The organism is Bradyrhizobium sp. SPXBL-04, assembly GCF_051853035.1.
GTDB classification, from domain to species: Bacteria; Pseudomonadota; Alphaproteobacteria; order Rhizobiales; family Xanthobacteraceae; genus Bradyrhizobium; species Bradyrhizobium zhanjiangense.
Genome location: NZ_CP182472.1, coordinates 1,563,377 through 1,579,165 on the forward strand (window position 1 = coordinate 1,563,377; position 15,789 = coordinate 1,579,165).

General features: G+C 64.8%; 13 protein-coding genes. 4 read left to right on the top strand and 9 right to left on the bottom strand.

The features are described 5' to 3' along the window. Nucleotides 1-2: 2 nt before the first annotated feature. Together ACNJX8_RS07355 and ACNJX8_RS07360 are read right to left on the bottom strand one after the other, a co-directional pair. Nucleotides 3-1,106 (bottom strand): CaiB/BaiF CoA transferase family protein, encoded by a 1,104-nt coding sequence (locus tag ACNJX8_RS07355; protein WP_439360076.1) that lies wholly within the window; start codon nucleotides 1,104-1,106, stop codon nucleotides 3-5. A 10-nt stretch (nucleotides 1,107-1,116) separates the two neighbouring features. Next, nucleotides 1,117-2,286: an acyl-CoA dehydrogenase family protein gene (locus ACNJX8_RS07360; protein WP_128944760.1), complete on the bottom strand. Its 1,170-nt coding sequence runs from the start codon at nucleotides 2,284-2,286 to the stop codon at nucleotides 1,117-1,119. Between the two features lie 125 nt (nucleotides 2,287-2,411). Here ACNJX8_RS07360 and ACNJX8_RS07365 point away from each other — a divergent pair, with 125 nt between their 5' ends. Continuing rightward, the gene (locus tag ACNJX8_RS07365) at nucleotides 2,412-3,332 is read left to right on the top strand and encodes a LysR substrate-binding domain-containing protein (protein ID WP_128931645.1); all 921 of its coding nucleotides are present in this window, start codon (nucleotides 2,412-2,414) and stop codon (nucleotides 3,330-3,332) included. Between the two features lie 257 nt (nucleotides 3,333-3,589). Here ACNJX8_RS07365 and ACNJX8_RS07370 read toward each other — a convergent pair whose 3' ends face one another. Beyond that, entirely contained in the window at nucleotides 3,590-4,864 is a 1,275-nt protein-coding gene (locus ACNJX8_RS07370) for a cytochrome P450 (RefSeq protein ID WP_439360077.1), read from the bottom strand. A gap of 191 nt (nucleotides 4,865-5,055) precedes the next feature. After that, complete coding sequence (locus ACNJX8_RS07375; protein ID WP_439360078.1) at nucleotides 5,056-6,321, bottom strand: cytochrome P450; 1,266 nt, start codon at nucleotides 6,319-6,321, stop codon at nucleotides 5,056-5,058. A 388-nt stretch (nucleotides 6,322-6,709) separates the two neighbouring features. On the opposite strand from ACNJX8_RS07375, the gene ACNJX8_RS07380 reads away from it, so the two are divergent. Together ACNJX8_RS07380 and ACNJX8_RS07385 are read left to right on the top strand one after the other, a co-directional pair. Beyond that, nucleotides 6,710-7,855: a DUF898 family protein gene (locus tag ACNJX8_RS07380; protein WP_439361828.1), complete on the top strand. Its 1,146-nt coding sequence runs from the start codon at nucleotides 6,710-6,712 to the stop codon at nucleotides 7,853-7,855. Between the two features lie 3 nt (nucleotides 7,856-7,858). Continuing rightward, nucleotides 7,859-8,971, top strand: a complete 1,113-nt coding sequence (locus tag ACNJX8_RS07385) for a M48 family metallopeptidase (protein ID WP_439360079.1) — start codon at nucleotides 7,859-7,861, stop codon at nucleotides 8,969-8,971. 6 nt (nucleotides 8,972-8,977) lie between these two features. On the opposite strand, the gene upp is transcribed toward ACNJX8_RS07385, so the two are convergent. The 3 genes from upp to ACNJX8_RS07400 all read right to left on the bottom strand — a co-directional run bounded on the left by upp (nucleotide 8,978) and on the right by ACNJX8_RS07400 (nucleotide 12,320). Then, nucleotides 8,978-9,607, bottom strand: coding sequence for a uracil phosphoribosyltransferase (upp, locus tag ACNJX8_RS07390; protein WP_091881044.1), 630 nt, complete (start codon nucleotides 9,605-9,607; stop codon nucleotides 8,978-8,980). 210 nt (nucleotides 9,608-9,817) lie between these two features. Further along, nucleotides 9,818-11,056, bottom strand: coding sequence for a URC4/urg3 family protein (locus ACNJX8_RS07395; RefSeq protein ID WP_439360080.1), 1,239 nt, complete (start codon nucleotides 11,054-11,056; stop codon nucleotides 9,818-9,820). Nucleotides 11,057-11,063: 7 nt separating this feature from the next. Then, nucleotides 11,064-12,320: a GTP cyclohydrolase II gene (locus ACNJX8_RS07400; RefSeq protein WP_439360081.1), complete on the bottom strand. Its 1,257-nt coding sequence runs from the start codon at nucleotides 12,318-12,320 to the stop codon at nucleotides 11,064-11,066. A 380-nt stretch (nucleotides 12,321-12,700) separates the two neighbouring features. On the opposite strand from ACNJX8_RS07400, the gene ACNJX8_RS07405 reads away from it, so the two are divergent. Further along, on the top strand, nucleotides 12,701-13,828 hold the full coding sequence (locus ACNJX8_RS07405) for a threonine synthase (RefSeq protein WP_439360082.1): 1,128 nt from the start codon (nucleotides 12,701-12,703) through the stop codon (nucleotides 13,826-13,828). A 151-nt stretch (nucleotides 13,829-13,979) separates the two neighbouring features. On the opposite strand, the gene ACNJX8_RS07410 is transcribed toward ACNJX8_RS07405, so the two are convergent. Beyond that, entirely contained in the window at nucleotides 13,980-14,795 is an 816-nt protein-coding gene (locus ACNJX8_RS07410; RefSeq protein ID WP_164934986.1) for a DUF2927 domain-containing protein, read from the bottom strand. Nucleotides 14,796-15,087: 292 nt separating this feature from the next. Continuing rightward, nucleotides 15,088-15,666, bottom strand: coding sequence for a L,D-transpeptidase (locus ACNJX8_RS07415; protein ID WP_128941481.1), 579 nt, complete (start codon nucleotides 15,664-15,666; stop codon nucleotides 15,088-15,090). Nucleotides 15,667-15,789 lie beyond the last annotated feature (123 nt).

The window sequence follows — 15,789 nt, forward strand, 5'->3', positions numbered from 1 at the left end:
TGTTATTTCCTGGATTGGGGACGGTCGCCGATGGCGGGCACCGGGCCATACGAGCGCGTCTCGCCGACGATGATCGGCGCCGGCGCGGGATAGCTGACGCGGCCGTTCGGCGTGTCGACCTCGATGCGGCGCAGATGGGGATGGTTGGTGAGATCGGCCATGGTGTTGACCTCGGCGAACGCGATGTCGGCGTCCGACAGCCGCTTGAGAAGCTCGTCGCGCGTCATCTTGCCGAAGATATCTGCGACCGTCCTGTCGGTGAAGTCGCGGTTGCGCACGCGCTCGACCATGTTGGCGACGCGCGGATCGCTCGGCAGATCCGGCTGGTCCAGCACCTTCGCGCAGAGCGTCTTCCACTCGCGCTCGCTCTGGATCGAGATCAGGATATCCTTGCCGTCCTTCGAGGTGAACACGCCGTAGGGCGCGATCGAGGGATGGCGCAGGCCCATGCGCTTGGGCGGATTGCCGGCTTCCGAGTTGAGCAGCGGCACGGTGCACCAATCGGCCATCACGTCGAACATGGAGATGCGGATGTCGGCGCCCTTGCCGGTGCGCCCGCGTGCGATCAGCGCTTCCAGGATCGCCGCATGGGCGGTGGCGCCGGTTGCGACGTCAACGATCGACATGCCGACGCGCGAGGCGCCGTCGGGGTTGCCGGTGATGGAGGCGAGGCCGCTCTCGGCCTGGATCAGAAGGTCATAGGCCTTGCGATGCGCGTAGGGGCCCTCATCGCCGTAGCCGGTGATGGTGCACGAGATCAGCTTGGGATAGTCCTTGAGCAGTCGCTCGCGCGAAAAGCCGAGCTTGTCCATCGAGCCCGGCTTGAGGTTCTGGATCAGCACGTCGGCACTGGCGATCAGCTTCTCCAGCTCGGCGCAGCCTTCTTTCGTTGCGAGATCGACCACCGCCGATTGCTTGCCGCGGTTGAGCCAGACGAAATAGCTGCTCTGGCCCTTGGCCGCCGCGTCATAGCCGCGGGCGAAATCGCCCTCGGGCCGCTCAATCTTGATCACTTCCGCGCCGGCATCCGCCAGGCGCGAGGAGCAGAACGGCGCCGCCACCGCCTGCTCGACCGCAATCACCCTGATCCCGTCAAGTGCTCCCATGATTGCTACCTCAGTACGAGCGGGGCATGCCGAGCACGTGCTCGGCGACATAGGACAGCACGAGGTTGGTCGAGATCGGCGCCACCTGGTAGAGCCGCGTCTCGCGGAACTTACGCTCGACGTCGTATTCCTCGGCAAATCCGAAACCGCCATGGGTCTGGATGCAGGCATTGGCCGCTTCCCAGGACGCATCCGCCGCGAGCATTTTGGCCATGTTGGCCTCGGCGCCGCAGTCGAGGCCGGCCTCGTATTTGCGCGTCGCTTCCTTCACCATCAACTCGGCCGCACGCATCGAGGCATAGGCCTTGGCGATCGGGAACTGGATGCCTTGATTTTGGCCGATCGGCCGGCCGAAGACTGCGCGCTCCTTGGCGTAATTGGTGGCCTTGGCGATGAACCATTTGGCGTCGCCGACGCATTCGGCCGCAATCAAAATGCGCTCGGCATTCATGCCGGAGAGGATGTAGCGAAAGCCCTTGCCTTCCTCGCCGATCAGATTCTCCGCCGGCACCTTCATGTCGGTGAAGAACACTTCCGTGGTGGCATGGTTCATCATGGTGCGGATCGGGCGGATCTCCAGACCATGGTTCTTGGCCTCGCGCATGTCGACGATGAACACCGAAAGCCCGTCGGTGCGCCTCTTGACCTGCTCCTTCGGCGTGGTGCGCGCCAGCAGGATCATCAGGTCGGAATGCTCGGCGCGGCTGGTCCAGATCTTCTGGCCGTTGACGATGTAACTGTCGTTGCCTTCTTTGCGCGCGAAGGTTTTCAGCGAGGTGGTGTCGGTGCCGCTGGTCGGCTCGGTGACGCCGAAGGCCTGCAGGCGCAATTCGCCGCTCGCGATTTTCGGCAGATACTTCGCCTTCTGCTCGGCATTGCCGTGCCGCAGCACCGTGCCCATCGTGTACATTTGGGCATGGCAGCCGCCGCCATTGCACCCCGCGCGCTGGATCTCTTCGAGGATCGCAGCCGCGGCGGAGAGCTTCAAGCCAGCGCCGCCATATTCCTCGGGGATCAGCACCGAGAGATAGCCGGCCTCGGTCAGCGCATCCACGAAGGCCTTGGGGTAAGCCATCTCGCGATCGAGCTTGCGCCAATATTCGCCGGGAAACTGCGCGCAGAGTTTTGCGACGGCTTCGCGGATGTCGGCGTAATCTTCGGTATGGTGTTCTTGACTCATGGCGTTTCCAATCAGTAACGGCAGTTAAGATAACGCCGGCCAATCCTCTGGCGTTGTGAAAACAACGCCAGCCCCCTATGCTCATTTGTTATAGCGTATGGAGTAGCCTTCCAGGATTGGCAAGCATGGATTTCCGTCAACTCAGGACCTTCAGTTGCGTGGCGGAGCTCGGCAGCCTGTCCAAGGCCTCCGACACGTTGCGTGTGGCGCAGCCGGCGCTGAGCCGCCAGATCAAGCTCCTGGAACACGAGCTGCGCACCGAGCTGTTCACGCGCAACGGCCGCGGCATGGTGCTGACCGACGCTGGCCGCCTGCTGCTGGCGCGCACCTCCGGCATCGTGCGGCAGATCGACCAGATCCGCGACGACATCCAGTCGGCCAAGGGCCCGCCGTCCGGCCAAGTCGTGCTCGGCCTGGTTCCGACCGTGAGCTGCGTGCTGTCGGCGCGTTTTGCGCGGCGCTGCGTCGAGAAATTTCCCGGCATCTCGCTGCGCATCGTCGAGAGCTACAGCGGCCATCTCGTCGAATGGCTGCACCGCGGCGAGATGGATCTTGCCATCCTCTATGGACGCTCGGCCGATCTGCATCTCAATGTGCAGAGCTTGGGGCGCGACAACATCGTCGCGGTCGGCCCGCGCGGCTGTGGTCTCGCGCGCAGGAAGAGCGTCGATATCGGCTGGCTGCTGCGACAACGCCTGGTGCTGCCCAGTCATTCCCACGGCCTCCGCGCCCTGATCGAGCACGCGGCCGCCCAGCGCAAGATCAAGCTCGACGTCCAGTTAGAAGCGGATTCGTTCCGCGTGCTGACGAGCCTGGTCGAGGAGGGCCTTGGTTTCGCGCTGCTGCCGCCCTCATCCGTCCACGGCGAGGTCGCGGACGGGCGGCTGGAGACCGCGCCCGTATCCAAGCCGATGACGCGCGAGCTCATTTTCGCTTCTCCGATCGATCGTCCGGCCTCGACGGCCTCGCTCGCCATCACCGCGCTTCTGCGCGAGGAAGTCGCCGCCTGCCGCAAGGAAGGGGTGTGGGACATCAGGCTCGCTTGATCTTCGCCTCGGGGCGACGGAGCGCACCGAACGCTGCCGCGCCAGCGGTTTAGGGCACAAGCCCGCAGCCGGCCCTTCGCATCTTGAGCGAGCTGTCATGCCGGAATTTTATAGCTGGCGGGCGTCAACGCGCTGCGGCTACGAGTGTGCAAAACCTCGTTATTGCGAGCGCAGCGAAGCAATCCAGGATTCCTCTGCGGTGACAGTCTGGATTGCTTCGTCGCAAGAGCTCCTCGCAATGACGGAGGATGGGGCGATCACCCCGGAATCCTCACCGGCAGCGACTCATACCCCTTGATGAAGCTCGAATAGATCCGCTTGGGCTCGCCGACCACCTCGATGCGGTCGAAGCGCTTCAGCATCTCCTCCCAGACGATGCGGAGTTGAAGCTCGGCAAGGCGCATGCCGACGCAGCGGTGGATGCCGAAGCCGAAGGAGAGGTGGGTGCGCGGCCGCGGGCGGTCGATGATGAAGTCGTTTGGCTTCTCGAACGTCTCCTCGTCGCGGTTGCCGGAGACGTACCACATCACGACGCGGTCACCCTTGCGGATCGGCTTGCCGCCGATCTCGGTGTCGGCAAGCGCGGTGCGCCGCATATGCGCCAGCGGAGTCTGCCAGCGGATCACCTCCGGCACCATGGAATCGATCAGCGCCGGATTGGCACGCAGCTTGTCGTACTGCTCGGGGTTCTCATTCAGCGCCAGCACCGAGCCGGTCATGGTGTTGCGCGTGGTGTCGTTGCCGCCGACGATGAGCAGGATGATGTTGCCCATGAGATTATCGGGATCCATGAACCGCGTGGCGTCGTTGTGCGCCATCAGCGACAACAGGTCATTGCGCGGCGCGGAATTGACGCGCTCGTTCCACAGCTTCGACATGTAGGCATAGCACTCGTCCATCTCGCGGCGGCGCTCCTCGGCGGAGGCGACGATGCCGCTCTTGGGCAGCGCGGTGGAGACGTCGGACCAGCGCGTCAGCTTGCGCCGCTCCTCCCAGGGGAAGTCGAACAGGGTCGCCAGCATCTGCGTCGTCAGCTCGATCGAGACGCGCTCGACGAAGTTGAAGGTCTCGTTGCGCGGCAGATTGTCCAGCACCGTCTGCGAGCGCTGCCGGATCAGTTTTGCCAGCTCGTCCAGGTGTTGAGGGGTGAACATCGGCGACACCGTCTTGCGCTGCGCCGAATGCCGGGGCTGGTCCATGGCGATGAAGCTCGGCCAGTCGTAGCCCTCCGGCACGTCGCGGATCGAGATGCCGCCGAGCGTCGAGTCCGAGGAGAAGATGCCGTGATTGGTGTCGACATGCATGATGTCGTTGTACTTCACCACCGACCAGTACGGCTCGATCGGCGCGTTGGTGCAGTAATGCACCGGCTCTTCCTTGCGCAGCCGCTCGAACCACGGCCACAGCGTGTCGTCCTGGAACAGCCGGGGCGCGCCGGGGTGGAATTGCGCCAGCGGCGTCGCATAGGCCTCCTCGCGCGCCCTGCGCATGCGTTCGGCCTTGTCCACTTTAACCGGCGCTTGGATGTTCATCGTCGTGGCTCCATTGTTTCTGCTCAACCTCTCCCGCTTGCGGGAGAGGTCGGCGCGCAGCGCCGGGTGAGGGTTCTATCCTATTGGGGATTGTCCCGTTGCGGAGACACCCTCTCCCCAACCCTCTCCCGCAAGCGGGAGAGGGGGCGCAGCTTCCTCGTGGATATCGTTCGGGCTCATCTGCTGCAGATTTATGCCGCGATTTTCACCGGGAGCTCTTCCAGACCCTTCACGAAACTCGAATAGACCCGCTTGGGTTCGCCGACCACATCAATATGGTCGAAGCGCTTGAGAATTTCTTCCCAAATAATCCTGAGCTGGAGTTCGGCTAGCCGCAAGCCCACGCAGCGGTGGATGCCGAAGCCGAAGGAGAGGTGGGTGCGCGGGCGGGCGCGATCGATGATGAAATCGTAGGGCTTTTCGATCGCCTCCTCGTCGCGGTTGCCAGAGACGTACCACATCACGACCTTGTCACCCTTCTTGATCTGCTTGCCGCGGAACTCGAAATCGGAGAGCGCCGTGCGCCGCATATGCGCGAGCGGCGTCTGCCAGCGGATCACCTCCGGCACGAAGCTGTCGAGTAGATCGGGGTTTTGGCGCAGCTTGCGGTACTGCTCCGGATGCTGGCTCAGCGCGAGAAGCGAGCCTGACATGGTGTTGCGGGTGGTGTCGTTGCCGCCGACGATCAAAAGGATGAGATTGCCGAGGAAGTTCTTCGCATCCATGTCGCGCGTAGCAGTGCCATGCGCCATCATCGACAACAGGTCGCTCTTCGGCGGCTGCGCGATGCGCTCCTTCCAGAGGCGGGAGAAATAGGCCGCGCATTCCGTCAGCTCGGCCTGCCGTTCGTCTTCGCTCGCAACGAGGCCGTCGGGACCGGGAATGGTGGTGGCGATGTCGGACCAGCGCGTCAGCTTGCGGCGGTCCTCCCAGGGGAAGTCGAACAGCACCGCCAGCATCTGCGTGGTGAGCTCGATCGAGACGCGGTCGACCCAGTCGAAAACCTCGCCATGCGGCAGGTTGTCCAGGCACTCGGCCGAGCGCTTGCGGATGTTCAGCGCGAGATTGTCCAGATGAGTGGGCGTGAACATCGGCGCCACGGTCTTGCGCTGCGCCGCATGCCGCGGCGGGTCCATCGAGATGAAGCTCTCGCGACGCAAGTCCGGATCGATGTCGCGGATGGTGATGCCGCCGAGCGAGGAGGCCGAGGAGAACACCGAATGATTGGTCTCGATCTCCATGATGTCGTTGTAGCGCGTCACCGACCAATACGGCCCGAACATCGAGTTCTTGCAGTAGTGCACCGGATCTTCCCGGCGCAGGCGGTCGAAATAGGGCCAGAACGTATCGGTCCTGAACAATTCAGGATCGCCCGGATCGAACTGCTCCAGCGGCAGCGACGTCGCGCGTGCGCGAAGTGCGTCGAGCTTGGCGGCGCTCTCGATGGTCCCATGCATGACCGCTCTCCCTGTGGTGAACCGCGCGTTCTCGTTGAATTCTGCGCTGCGGCATTTGATTTGCAATTACAGCCGGTTGTCTGCGTCGGGGCAAGGGAGAGTTTGCCACATCCAACCTTTGCGGGAGGTGCGTAGCCTGGATGGAGCGCAAGCGTAATCCGGGGTTCGGGCCGCCACGACCGCTGACCCGGATTGCGCTGCGCTCCATCCAGGCTACGGGACGACAGATTTGCGACGTGATCCCCCTCACGCCTCTAACGGCGGAATCGTGCAAGAAACCAACTGGAATCGGGGTAAATCGAACCCGGTCATCTTGGGGATCGACTAACCTCTGATCTATAGTTTGGCCGTAACAGATCCGCATCCCGAGGTTGCCGCCGTGAACGACATGCAATGGGCCCCTATCGGCTCCGAACCGGTCCCGCCGCCGCTGCCGCCCACGCGGGTCGATTTCATCGGCAACCGCTCCGAGTTCCGCAAGTTGGTCACCAGGGGTGCCATGCTCGAACTCGTCACCTTCGGCTTCTACCGGTTCTGGCTCGTCACCGACATTCGCCGTCATTTGTGGACGAACACCGCGGTGGACGGCGATGCCGCCGAATACACCGGACGGGCTAAGGAGCTCTTGGTCGGCTTCCTGTTCGCGCTCGCGATCTTGATGCCGATCTATCTCGCGTATTTTCTTGTCGGCATCGAATTCGAGCGCTGGCAGGGCTTCGCCTCGACACCACTCTTCATCGCCTTCTACGCCTTCGGCCAATTCGCGATTTTTCGCGCGCGGCGCTATCGCCTGACGCGTACGGTCTGGCGCGGCCTGCGGTTCTGGATGGACGGCTCGGGCTGGGCCTATTCGCTCCGCGCCATGCTGTGGGGCGTGCTGGTGTTCCTGACGCTCGGCCTGGCGCTGCCCTGGCGCGAGGCTGCACTCGAACGCTACAAGATGCAGCACACCCATTACGGCGATCTCACCGGCGATTTCGAAGGCGACGGCTGGACGTTCTTCAAGCGCGGCTGGTGGCTGTGGCTGCTCAGCCCGATCGCGGTGCTGATCTTCCCGCTCGCGCCGTTCTTCTATGCCGAGTTCAAGGCGCGCGAATGGCGCTGGTGGCTCGACGGCATCCGCATCGGCGACGTCAGCCTGTCCTCGCACCTGCCTCATGACGCCTTCTACGGCCTGTACTGGAAGGTGATCGGCTGGTGGATGCTGCTCACGACCGCCTTCGCGGCCTACATGGGCGGCGGCGCCTTTCTCGTCGTCACCCTGACCGGCGTTTCGGCCGAGGAGGTGTTCGGGGCTGGCAATGCTGCCAAGAGCATCCCGATGGTTGTGATGATGGTGATCGGCTATTTCGCGCTCGCCCTTGCCGCCAACATCGTCATGCGGATCTATCTTCAGCGCGATCTCTGGGCCAAGGTGCTGCAGACTGTCGAGGTGCACAACATCGTGGCCGCGGCGGATGTGCGCGGCAGCGGAAAGCTCGCCAGCGCGCTCGGTGAAGGCTTTGCCGATGGACTGGATGTTGCAGGATTTTGAGCTGTGAGTGAGTTGTCTGCCGAGGCCCCGGCGCAGTCCGTCAAGCCGACGATCTTCTTCGACGGCGTCTCGAGCCGCAGGCGTCAGGTGATGCTGTCGCTCGGGGATGTGCTCGAGATCGCCGAGGACGGCGAAGCGCCGGTTCGCTGGGCCTATGCCGATATCCGCCGTGCCGACGGCCCGGACGGGGTTTTGCGCCTGGCATCGACGTCAGCGCCGCCGCTCGCGCGGCTCGAGATCCGTGATGCCGCGCTTGCAGCGGATCTCACCGCGCGATGCTTGCGGCTCGACGAGCACCAGACCTCGCGCCGCGGCGTCGCAAAGATCGTGGGCTGGTCGGTGGCCGCCGCCGTCTCCATCGTCTGTGTCGTGCTGTTCGGCGTGCCGCTCGCCGCCGACCGGCTCGCGCCGCTGGTGCCGAAACCGATCGAGCGACGCATTGGCGATGCGTCCGAGGTCCAGGTCAAGACCATCTTCGGCCGCAGAGTGTGCGAGGACCCCGCGGGCAAGGCCGCATTCACAAAGCTCGTCAACCGCCTGCGCGATGCCGCCGGCCTCGATGACGATTCCACGACGGCGGGCGTGCTGCCGAGCCCGGTGCCGAACGCGTTCGCGCTGCCGGGCGGCAAGGTGTTCGTGCTGAAGGGCCTGCTCGACAAGGCTGAAAGCCCCGACGAGCTCGCAGGCATCCTCGCGCACGAGCTCGGTCATCTCAAGCATCACGACAACATGCGCGGCCTGATCTACAACGGCGGCACCTCGTTCCTGATCGGCCTGCTGTTCGGCGACGTCACCGGCTCCTCGGCGGTGATCTTCGCCTCGCGCAGTGTGGTCGAAGCGTCCTATTCGCGCGGGGCCGAGACCGGCGCTGACACTTTCGCCATCGAGATCATGCATGCGCTCGGCCGCTCGCCAAAACCCGCGGCCGAGCTGATGTTCCGCATCACCGGCAAGGAAGGCGGCTCTGGTCTGACAAATATCCTCGCCAGCCACCCGCTCACCGAAGACCGCCTCGCGCGCATGACCAGGGAAGATCGTCCCGCCAGCGGCCCGCCGCTGCTGACGAACAAGGAGTGGCAGTCGCTGAAGGGCATTTGCGGCGGCGGGAAGATCTAGCTCCGCTTATCTCGTCCCATAAGCGCGGTCGCCGGCGTCGCCGAGGCCTGGCAGAATGAAGCCGTTCTCGTCGAGGCCTTCGTCGACCGCGGCGGTCCAGATCGGTACGTCCGGATGCAGACCTCGCAGCCGCTCAAGTCCTTCCGGCGCGGCGATCAGGCAGGCGAGGCGGATATCCTTGGCGCCGCGCTCCTTCAGCCGGTCGATGGCGGCCACGGCCGTATTGGCGGTGGCGACCACCGACGTCACCACGATCGCCAGGCGCTCGCCGAGATCGGACGGCGATTTGAAGAAGTACTCGACCGCGGCAAAGCTATGCGGCTCGCGGTAGAGCCCGATATGGGCGACGCGCGCAGTCGGCACCAGGTCCATCATGCCGTCGACGAAGGTGGTGCCGGCGCGCAGCATCGGCACGAACACCAGCTTCTTGCCGGCGATCTTGGCCGAGTGCATCCGCGCCAGCGGCGTGTCGACCACGACGTCGGTGAGCGGCAAATCGCGCGTCACCTCGTAGCAGAGCAGCATGCCGATCTCCTTGATCAGCTCGCGAAACGACTTGGTCGAGATGGACTTGTCCCGCACCAGCGTCAGCTTGTGCTGCACCAGTGGGTGATCGACGATCGTGACGCCTTGCATGATGGGATGCTCCTGAGTTCACAAAGGCTGTGTGCGAGGCTCGTCAACCTCTCCCGCGTGCGGGAGAGGTCGGCGCAAAGCGCCGGGTGAGGGCTCTGTCCTCTTGGGGATTCTCGACCTGCGGAGACACCCTCTCCCCAGCCCTCCCCCGCAAGCGGGGGAGGGAGCGCACCTGCTTTGTGGCATGCATCGCGCCCGACTGCACCATGCTCAAAAAACCGTGCCGTCGCTGATCACCTTGAGCGGCGGCGAACCGTCGGGCCGGCGCGCAAAGGCGATGGCGCGGCCCGCAGCCCAGGTGCCGCCTTCCAGGATGCTGGCGAGCGGCAGCGTCTCTGGCGTACGGCCGAGCTTGGCGCGGATGCGCTCCGCCAGCCGATCGAGCAAGGCGACAGTGAGAGCGCGCCACTCCACGACGAGCAGCGAATCCACCGCATGCGCGCGCGCAGCGTCCGCTGCATCGCGCAGGCGCAGCACCTCATGATCGATGAACAGGCCGCCATTGCGGTATTCGGCCAGCCCCGTCAGGCCGTCGATGTCTGTCACATCGAAGCCTGCACGCTGGAGCGGCTCGATCAGCGAATAGCTCAGCCATTGCGAGAGCTTGTGCAGCGGCACGAGACCGGCGGTCGCGTCGTCCGCCTTGATGGCCGGGTGACGCCAGCAATCGCCGAGCGGAATGCCTGCGAGTTCCAGCCGCGACGGCCAAATCGCTCCGAGCTGGTTCAGCACGGCGGACAAGATGGCAGGTGCGGCAATGGCGCCGCCATTCGCTTGCGCCGCGATGTGATCGAACAGGCCGCCAGGCCGCGGCGTATCGCGCAGGCCGAAAACCTCAGCCTGTTCCGCCACCAGCTTGCCGAGACGCCGCAGCAAATCGGTGCGTCCGTCGAGACCGAGCAGCGGATTGGCGTCGGTTACCTGAAAAGCGGATGTGAGAGAGGTGAGGGGTAGTTGCGCAAGCACTTCCGCATCGGCCCTGAACGGCGTGCCGGCATCGCGCGAGAAGAGGCCGCCAGCGAACATGTCGAGGCTTGCGATCGCGAGCCCTTCGGACCGGCCGATGCTTTCTCCTGTCACCGCGTCGCGATATCGCCACATCGCACCCGCGCCGGCATCGAGCAGCACGCTGATGATGGCAAGATCGAACTCCGCGCGCGCCCGCGCCGCGCGATCGGACCAGGACGTCGCGTCCGCAAGCTCCGCCCAGCGATCGACGCCGCCAGGTACAAAATGCCGCCAGCGCGCATGGAAGGGAACGTCCAGCGTCGGATAGGCCTTTCGCGTCACCGCCAGCACCGCCTCCGCAACGCCGTCCATGCGGTCGAGATCGATCGTGAAATGGCTCAGCCCGCCGGCCAGGCCGAGCTCGAGCATCTGCGCGGCCCGCGCGCGAACCGCCGCTGCGGTGAGCAGCACGCGCGCCTCTCGTTCCAAAGCGTCCGCCATCGCGCGATCAGTACTTTTCCAGCGAACGCCCGACCACGTCGTTGACGTCCTTTTCCGGCGCGATGTCGGTCGAGTAATAGCCGGCGGCCTTCTTCGCGGCGATCTCGACATAGGCGTCGGCGGGAATCAGCTCCGGCGGGATCGGCACACGCTCGACGATGTCGATGCCCTGCGAGGTCAGCGCGTCGTATTTCATGTCGCTCATCGACAGGAAGCGGTCGATGCGCGTCAAGCCGAGCCAGTGGATGGTATCCGGCATCAATTGCTGGAAGCGCGCGTCCTGGACGCCGGCGACGCATTCGGTGCGCTCGAAATAGGCTGCGGCCGCGTCGCCATCCTCCTGGCGCTTGCGCGCATTGTAGACCAGGAATTTTGTGACCTCGCCGAGCGCGCGGCCTTCCTTGCGGTTGTAGACGACGAGCCCGAGCCCGCCCTCCTGCGCGCCGCGCGCGGATTCCTCGATGCCGTGGATCAGATAGGGCCGGCAGGTGCAGATGTCGGAGCCGAACACGTCGGAGCCGTTGCACTCGTCATGGACGCGGCAGGTGATCTTGGTGCGATGGTCCGGCAGCTTGCTGACGTCGCCGAACATGTAGACGGTGGTGCCGCCGATCGGCGGCAGGAACACCTTCATGTCCGGTCGCGTCACCAGCTCGGGGAACATGCCGGCGGTCTGCTCGAACAGCGTGCGGCGCAGCTCGGTCTCGCTGGTGCCGAAGCGCTGCGCAAGGCCGGGCAGGTGCCAGACCGGATCGATCGCGATCTTGACGACCGACACGCTGCCATTGGCGTGCACGACCTCGCCGTCGGCGCGCAGCCGCTTTGCGGCCAGCGCCTCGCGGATTTCCGGCAGGTCCAGCCGCGCTCGCGTCACCGCGATGCTCGGCCTGATGTCGGCGCCTTCGGCGATCTCCTGGCGAAAATTCTCGGCGACGAGATGCCCCCAGGGATCGAGCGCGACGATTTTCGTGGGATCACTCCATTGCGGGAACGGGCCGATGGTCGCGGCCGGAAACGTGTTGGTGAGGTCAGGACGCCTGATCGGGTCGAGCGCGCCGGCGGACACCGCGAGCGCCCGGTACATCGCGTAGGATCCGCCATGGCTGCCGATCACGTTGCGATCCCCAGCGCGCGACACTGTGCCGATGATCGGCCCTCGTGCGCGCGGGTCGGCGGCGCCCCAATGGATCGGAAAGGCGGCCTTCCGGCCTGGCTCCGGATGGGAGGTCAGGCGGATGTGGTCGGTACGGTTCGCGCGGCTCATGTCCAGGCTCCCAAAAAGCCAACGGCCCGCCGTTCGGACGGGCCTGGCTCGGTCGCGTTGCCAGTCGAGGACACCGGCGACGCGAGCTCAATCCAACATATTGTAGCGGCCGGCGACGACAGACAAGTTAATCGTGCCGGGCGGGCAGGGCCCTTTGTTGCCAAATTCCCGTCGGTCACCGCGCCGGCAGGATCTCCCTTTAACACCGAGCGCGTTGGCCGACCTCGCCGCTCTGCCTCGGCGGCCAGTTTAAGAGATTGAAATATTTCCATTTTTCATGTTTTCAAGGGGGCTGCGTCGTTTCGTGCGACAGGCGTCAGGTTCTCGACAAAACGTGACATCAACCCGATCGTACGAATCGCCTTGTCCAGGAGACTGCCATGCCCGCCGCCAGCTATATCGACCCCCGCAACGGACAGCTTTATCCGTTGGATCAGCCGCGCTGGTGCTCGGACGAGCGCGCGCCGCTGCTGGTGACGCCGGGCGCCGGTATCTCGCGCGAGGACATCGATGGCCGCACACGATCGCTCTGGCGCTACCGGGCGGCGCTGCCGGTCGAGATCGCAAAGCCGATCACGCTCGGCGAGGGCTGCACGCCATTGGTCCAGCAGGAGTGGGGCGAGCTGCGGCCGTTGTTCAAGCTCGAATGGTTCAATCCGACTGGCAGCTTCAAGGACCGGGGCTCTTCCGTGATGCTGTCCTTCCTGCGCCAGATCGGCGTCAATGCGGTGCTGGAGGACTCCTCCGGCAATGGTGGCTCGTCCATGGCCGGGCTCGGTGCCGCCGGCGGCATGCGGGTGAAGATCCTCGCGCCAGCCTCGACCTCGCCGGCCAAGATCGCGCAGGTCCGCGCCTATGGCGCCGCGGTGCAACTCGTCGAGGGGCCGCGCGAGGAGTCGGAAGCCGAGGCCATTCGCCAGTCGCATCAGACTTTTTACGCCAGCCACAATTGGCAGCCGTTCTTCCTCGAAGGCACCAAGTCGCTCGCCTATGAGATCTGGGAAGACCTCGGCTTCCGCGCGCCCGACAACGTCATCGTCCCGGTCGGCGCGGGCAGCAGCCTGCTCGGTTGCGCCTTCGGCTTCCGCGAGCTGCTGGGGGCCGGCCAGATCGCAAGACTGCCGCGCCTGTTCGCGGCGCAGCCGCTCAATTGCTCGCCGATCGATGCAAGCTTCCAGGCCGGTGTCGATACGCCTGTCGCGCGCGAGGTGCACAAAACCATCGCCGAAGGCACCGCCATCAAGAATCCGTTGCGGCTGCGCGAAATCATCGGCGCCTTGCGCGAGAGCGGCGGCGGCACCGTCGCGCTCAGCGAGGATGAGATCGTCGCCGCCCTGCGGCGTCTCGCGCGGCAAGGCCTGTTCGCCGAGCCGACCAGCGCCAGCGCAGCCGCCGCGCTGGACAAACTCGCAGCCGCTGGTGCGGTCAAGGCAAACGAAACCACGGTCGCCGTCCTCACCGGCACCGGCCTCAAGGCCGCAACCACCGTTGCCGATCTCGTGCAGTAGGGCCCGCTTGTTGCCCCGTCATTGCGAGCGCAGCGAAGCAATCCAGACTATCACCGCGGAACGATTCTGGATTGCTTCGCTGCGCTCGCAATGACGAAGGCGGAAGCAACGAGCGCAATCATATGACCGTCATCACAGGATGACGGATCACCTACTCCTTCAGATCATTCACCCGCTTCACCCAGGCGCGCACATCTTTGAGCACGGCGGGCAGCACCGCCTTGACCTCCGCCACCGTCATGCCCGCCTTGATGCGGGGATCGTAGAGCAGATTGAGGATGTACTGGTCGTAGACGTCGAAATAGCCCATCGAGACATTGTCGTTGAACATGGTCCAGGGCACGCTGGTGGTATCGTTGATCGGCCCGAGCGATTGCAAGAGCTCCTCATAGGCGCAGTCGAGGAAGACGAAATCGCCGTTGTCGACGGTGAGGATGACGTCCGAATGCTCGATCTCGAAATTGTCGTTCTTGCGGAAGCCGGACAGGCATTGCGGATCGAGCGAGGTGCGGATCTCGCGCGCCTTCTCGGCGCCGTAAAAGCTGGTGAGGGTGCGGTAGAGATCGCGGTCGCGCACGAGCTTGACCCGCACATTCGCCGCCTCGCTGGTCGTGGTCATGGCGATGTCGAGATGCTGCACGCGCGTGGCGATGTCGTTCACGACCTTCGCAAGCTGCGTCTTGCGATCGGCGCGGTCGCTCTCGGCGTACACGCGCACCGGTCCGTCGAACTTGCGGATGCGGTCGACGCGACCGGCGAGATGGTACTCGGCGCCGAACGCCGTCTTCAGGAATCCCTCGACGATCTCGCCGTCGGTGAAGCTCTTCTTCTCGGAGCGCTGGCGCGAGACGATGGCGGGCAGTTCACCCGCTCGGGCCGTGGTAGCGGTGTCAGGCACCAATGTGAGCGTGGCGAGCGCCAAGAGGGCGATGCGGAAGGCCGGCGCGGTCAGGTTCAATGCGCTCATTGTCGTGCGACGCTGCCGCATTCGCGTCGCGCGCACAAGCCCGCAAATTCACGCGCCTCGCGGGTTCCCGCCACTCGTCTGCAGCCAAAGAGTACGGACTTCGCAATGCCGAGCTCGGGCCGCGGGCTCAACCTCTCCCGCAGGCGGGAGAGGTCGGCGCGCCCGGGCGATGCGAAGCATCGTCCCGCGCGCCGGGTGAGGGCTCTCTCCTCATTGGGAGTCTCAGTGCGGATACACCCTCTCCCCAACCCTCTCCCGCGGGCGGGAGAGGGAGCGCAGCACCGGTGTGGCTCTAATTGTTCAGCACCACCACGGTGGTGCCGACCGCGACGCGGCTGTAGAGGTCGGTGACATCCTCATTGGTCATGCGGAAGCAGCCCGAGGACACCGCCTGGCCGATCGTCTCCGGCTCGTTGGAACCGTGGATGCGATAGAGGGTCGAGCCCAGATACATCGCGCGGGCGCCGAGCGGATTGTCGAGGCCGCCCTTCATGTGACGCGGCAGGTCGGGCCGGCGGGCCAGCATCTGCGACGGCGGCGTCCAGGCCGGCCATTCCTTCTTGGCGGTGATCTTGTGCACCCCGCCCCAGCGGAAGCCATCGCGGCCGACGCCGATGCCGTAGCGCAGCGCCTGGCCGTTCTGGAGCACCAGATACAGCCGCCGCTCGCCGGTGTTCACCACGATCGTGCCGGGCGCGTAATTGCCGTTATAGATGACGGTGGTGCGGGGGACGGGATTTGCGCCGGAACGGAAGAAGTTCGGGCCGCCACCCATGATGTCGCGCGTGTCGAACTCTTCGGCGAGCACGCCGCCCGCCATGGCCGACAGCAGTGCGATGGCGGCGATCGGCGCGGCAAAAAACCGGATCATTGTCTCCCCCAGCAAAAAATCGATTCAATGACAGCCACAGGCCATATTTGCGGGCTTTCCGCAAGCCACGGCCCCGTGAGGAACACCATGCTTAACGATTGGCGTTACCAAATCGGCAACCAC

Coding starts and splice junctions, on each gene's coding strand:
- ACNJX8_RS07355 (WP_439360076.1), bottom strand. CDS start 1,106: ATGGGAGCACTTGACGGGATCAGGGTGATTGCGGTCGAGCAGGCGGTG.
- ACNJX8_RS07360 (WP_128944760.1), bottom strand. CDS start 2,286: ATGAGTCAAGAACACCATACCGAAGATTACGCCGACATCCGCGAAGCC.
- ACNJX8_RS07365 (WP_128931645.1), top strand. CDS start 2,412: ATGGATTTCCGTCAACTCAGGACCTTCAGTTGCGTGGCGGAGCTCGGC.
- ACNJX8_RS07370 (WP_439360077.1), bottom strand. CDS start 4,864: ATGAACATCCAAGCGCCGGTTAAAGTGGACAAGGCCGAACGCATGCGC.
- ACNJX8_RS07375 (WP_439360078.1), bottom strand. CDS start 6,321: ATGCATGGGACCATCGAGAGCGCCGCCAAGCTCGACGCACTTCGCGCA.
- ACNJX8_RS07380 (WP_439361828.1), top strand. CDS start 6,710: ATGCAATGGGCCCCTATCGGCTCCGAACCGGTCCCGCCGCCGCTGCCG.
- upp (WP_091881044.1), bottom strand. CDS start 9,607: ATGCAAGGCGTCACGATCGTCGATCACCCACTGGTGCAGCACAAGCTG.
- ACNJX8_RS07395 (WP_439360080.1), bottom strand. CDS start 11,056: ATGGCGGACGCTTTGGAACGAGAGGCGCGCGTGCTGCTCACCGCAGCG.
- ACNJX8_RS07400 (WP_439360081.1), bottom strand. CDS start 12,320: ATGAGCCGCGCGAACCGTACCGACCACATCCGCCTGACCTCCCATCCG.
- ACNJX8_RS07405 (WP_439360082.1), top strand. CDS start 12,701: ATGCCCGCCGCCAGCTATATCGACCCCCGCAACGGACAGCTTTATCCG.
- ACNJX8_RS07410 (WP_164934986.1), bottom strand. CDS start 14,795: ATGAGCGCATTGAACCTGACCGCGCCGGCCTTCCGCATCGCCCTCTTG.
- ACNJX8_RS07415 (WP_128941481.1), bottom strand. CDS start 15,666: ATGATCCGGTTTTTTGCCGCGCCGATCGCCGCCATCGCACTGCTGTCG.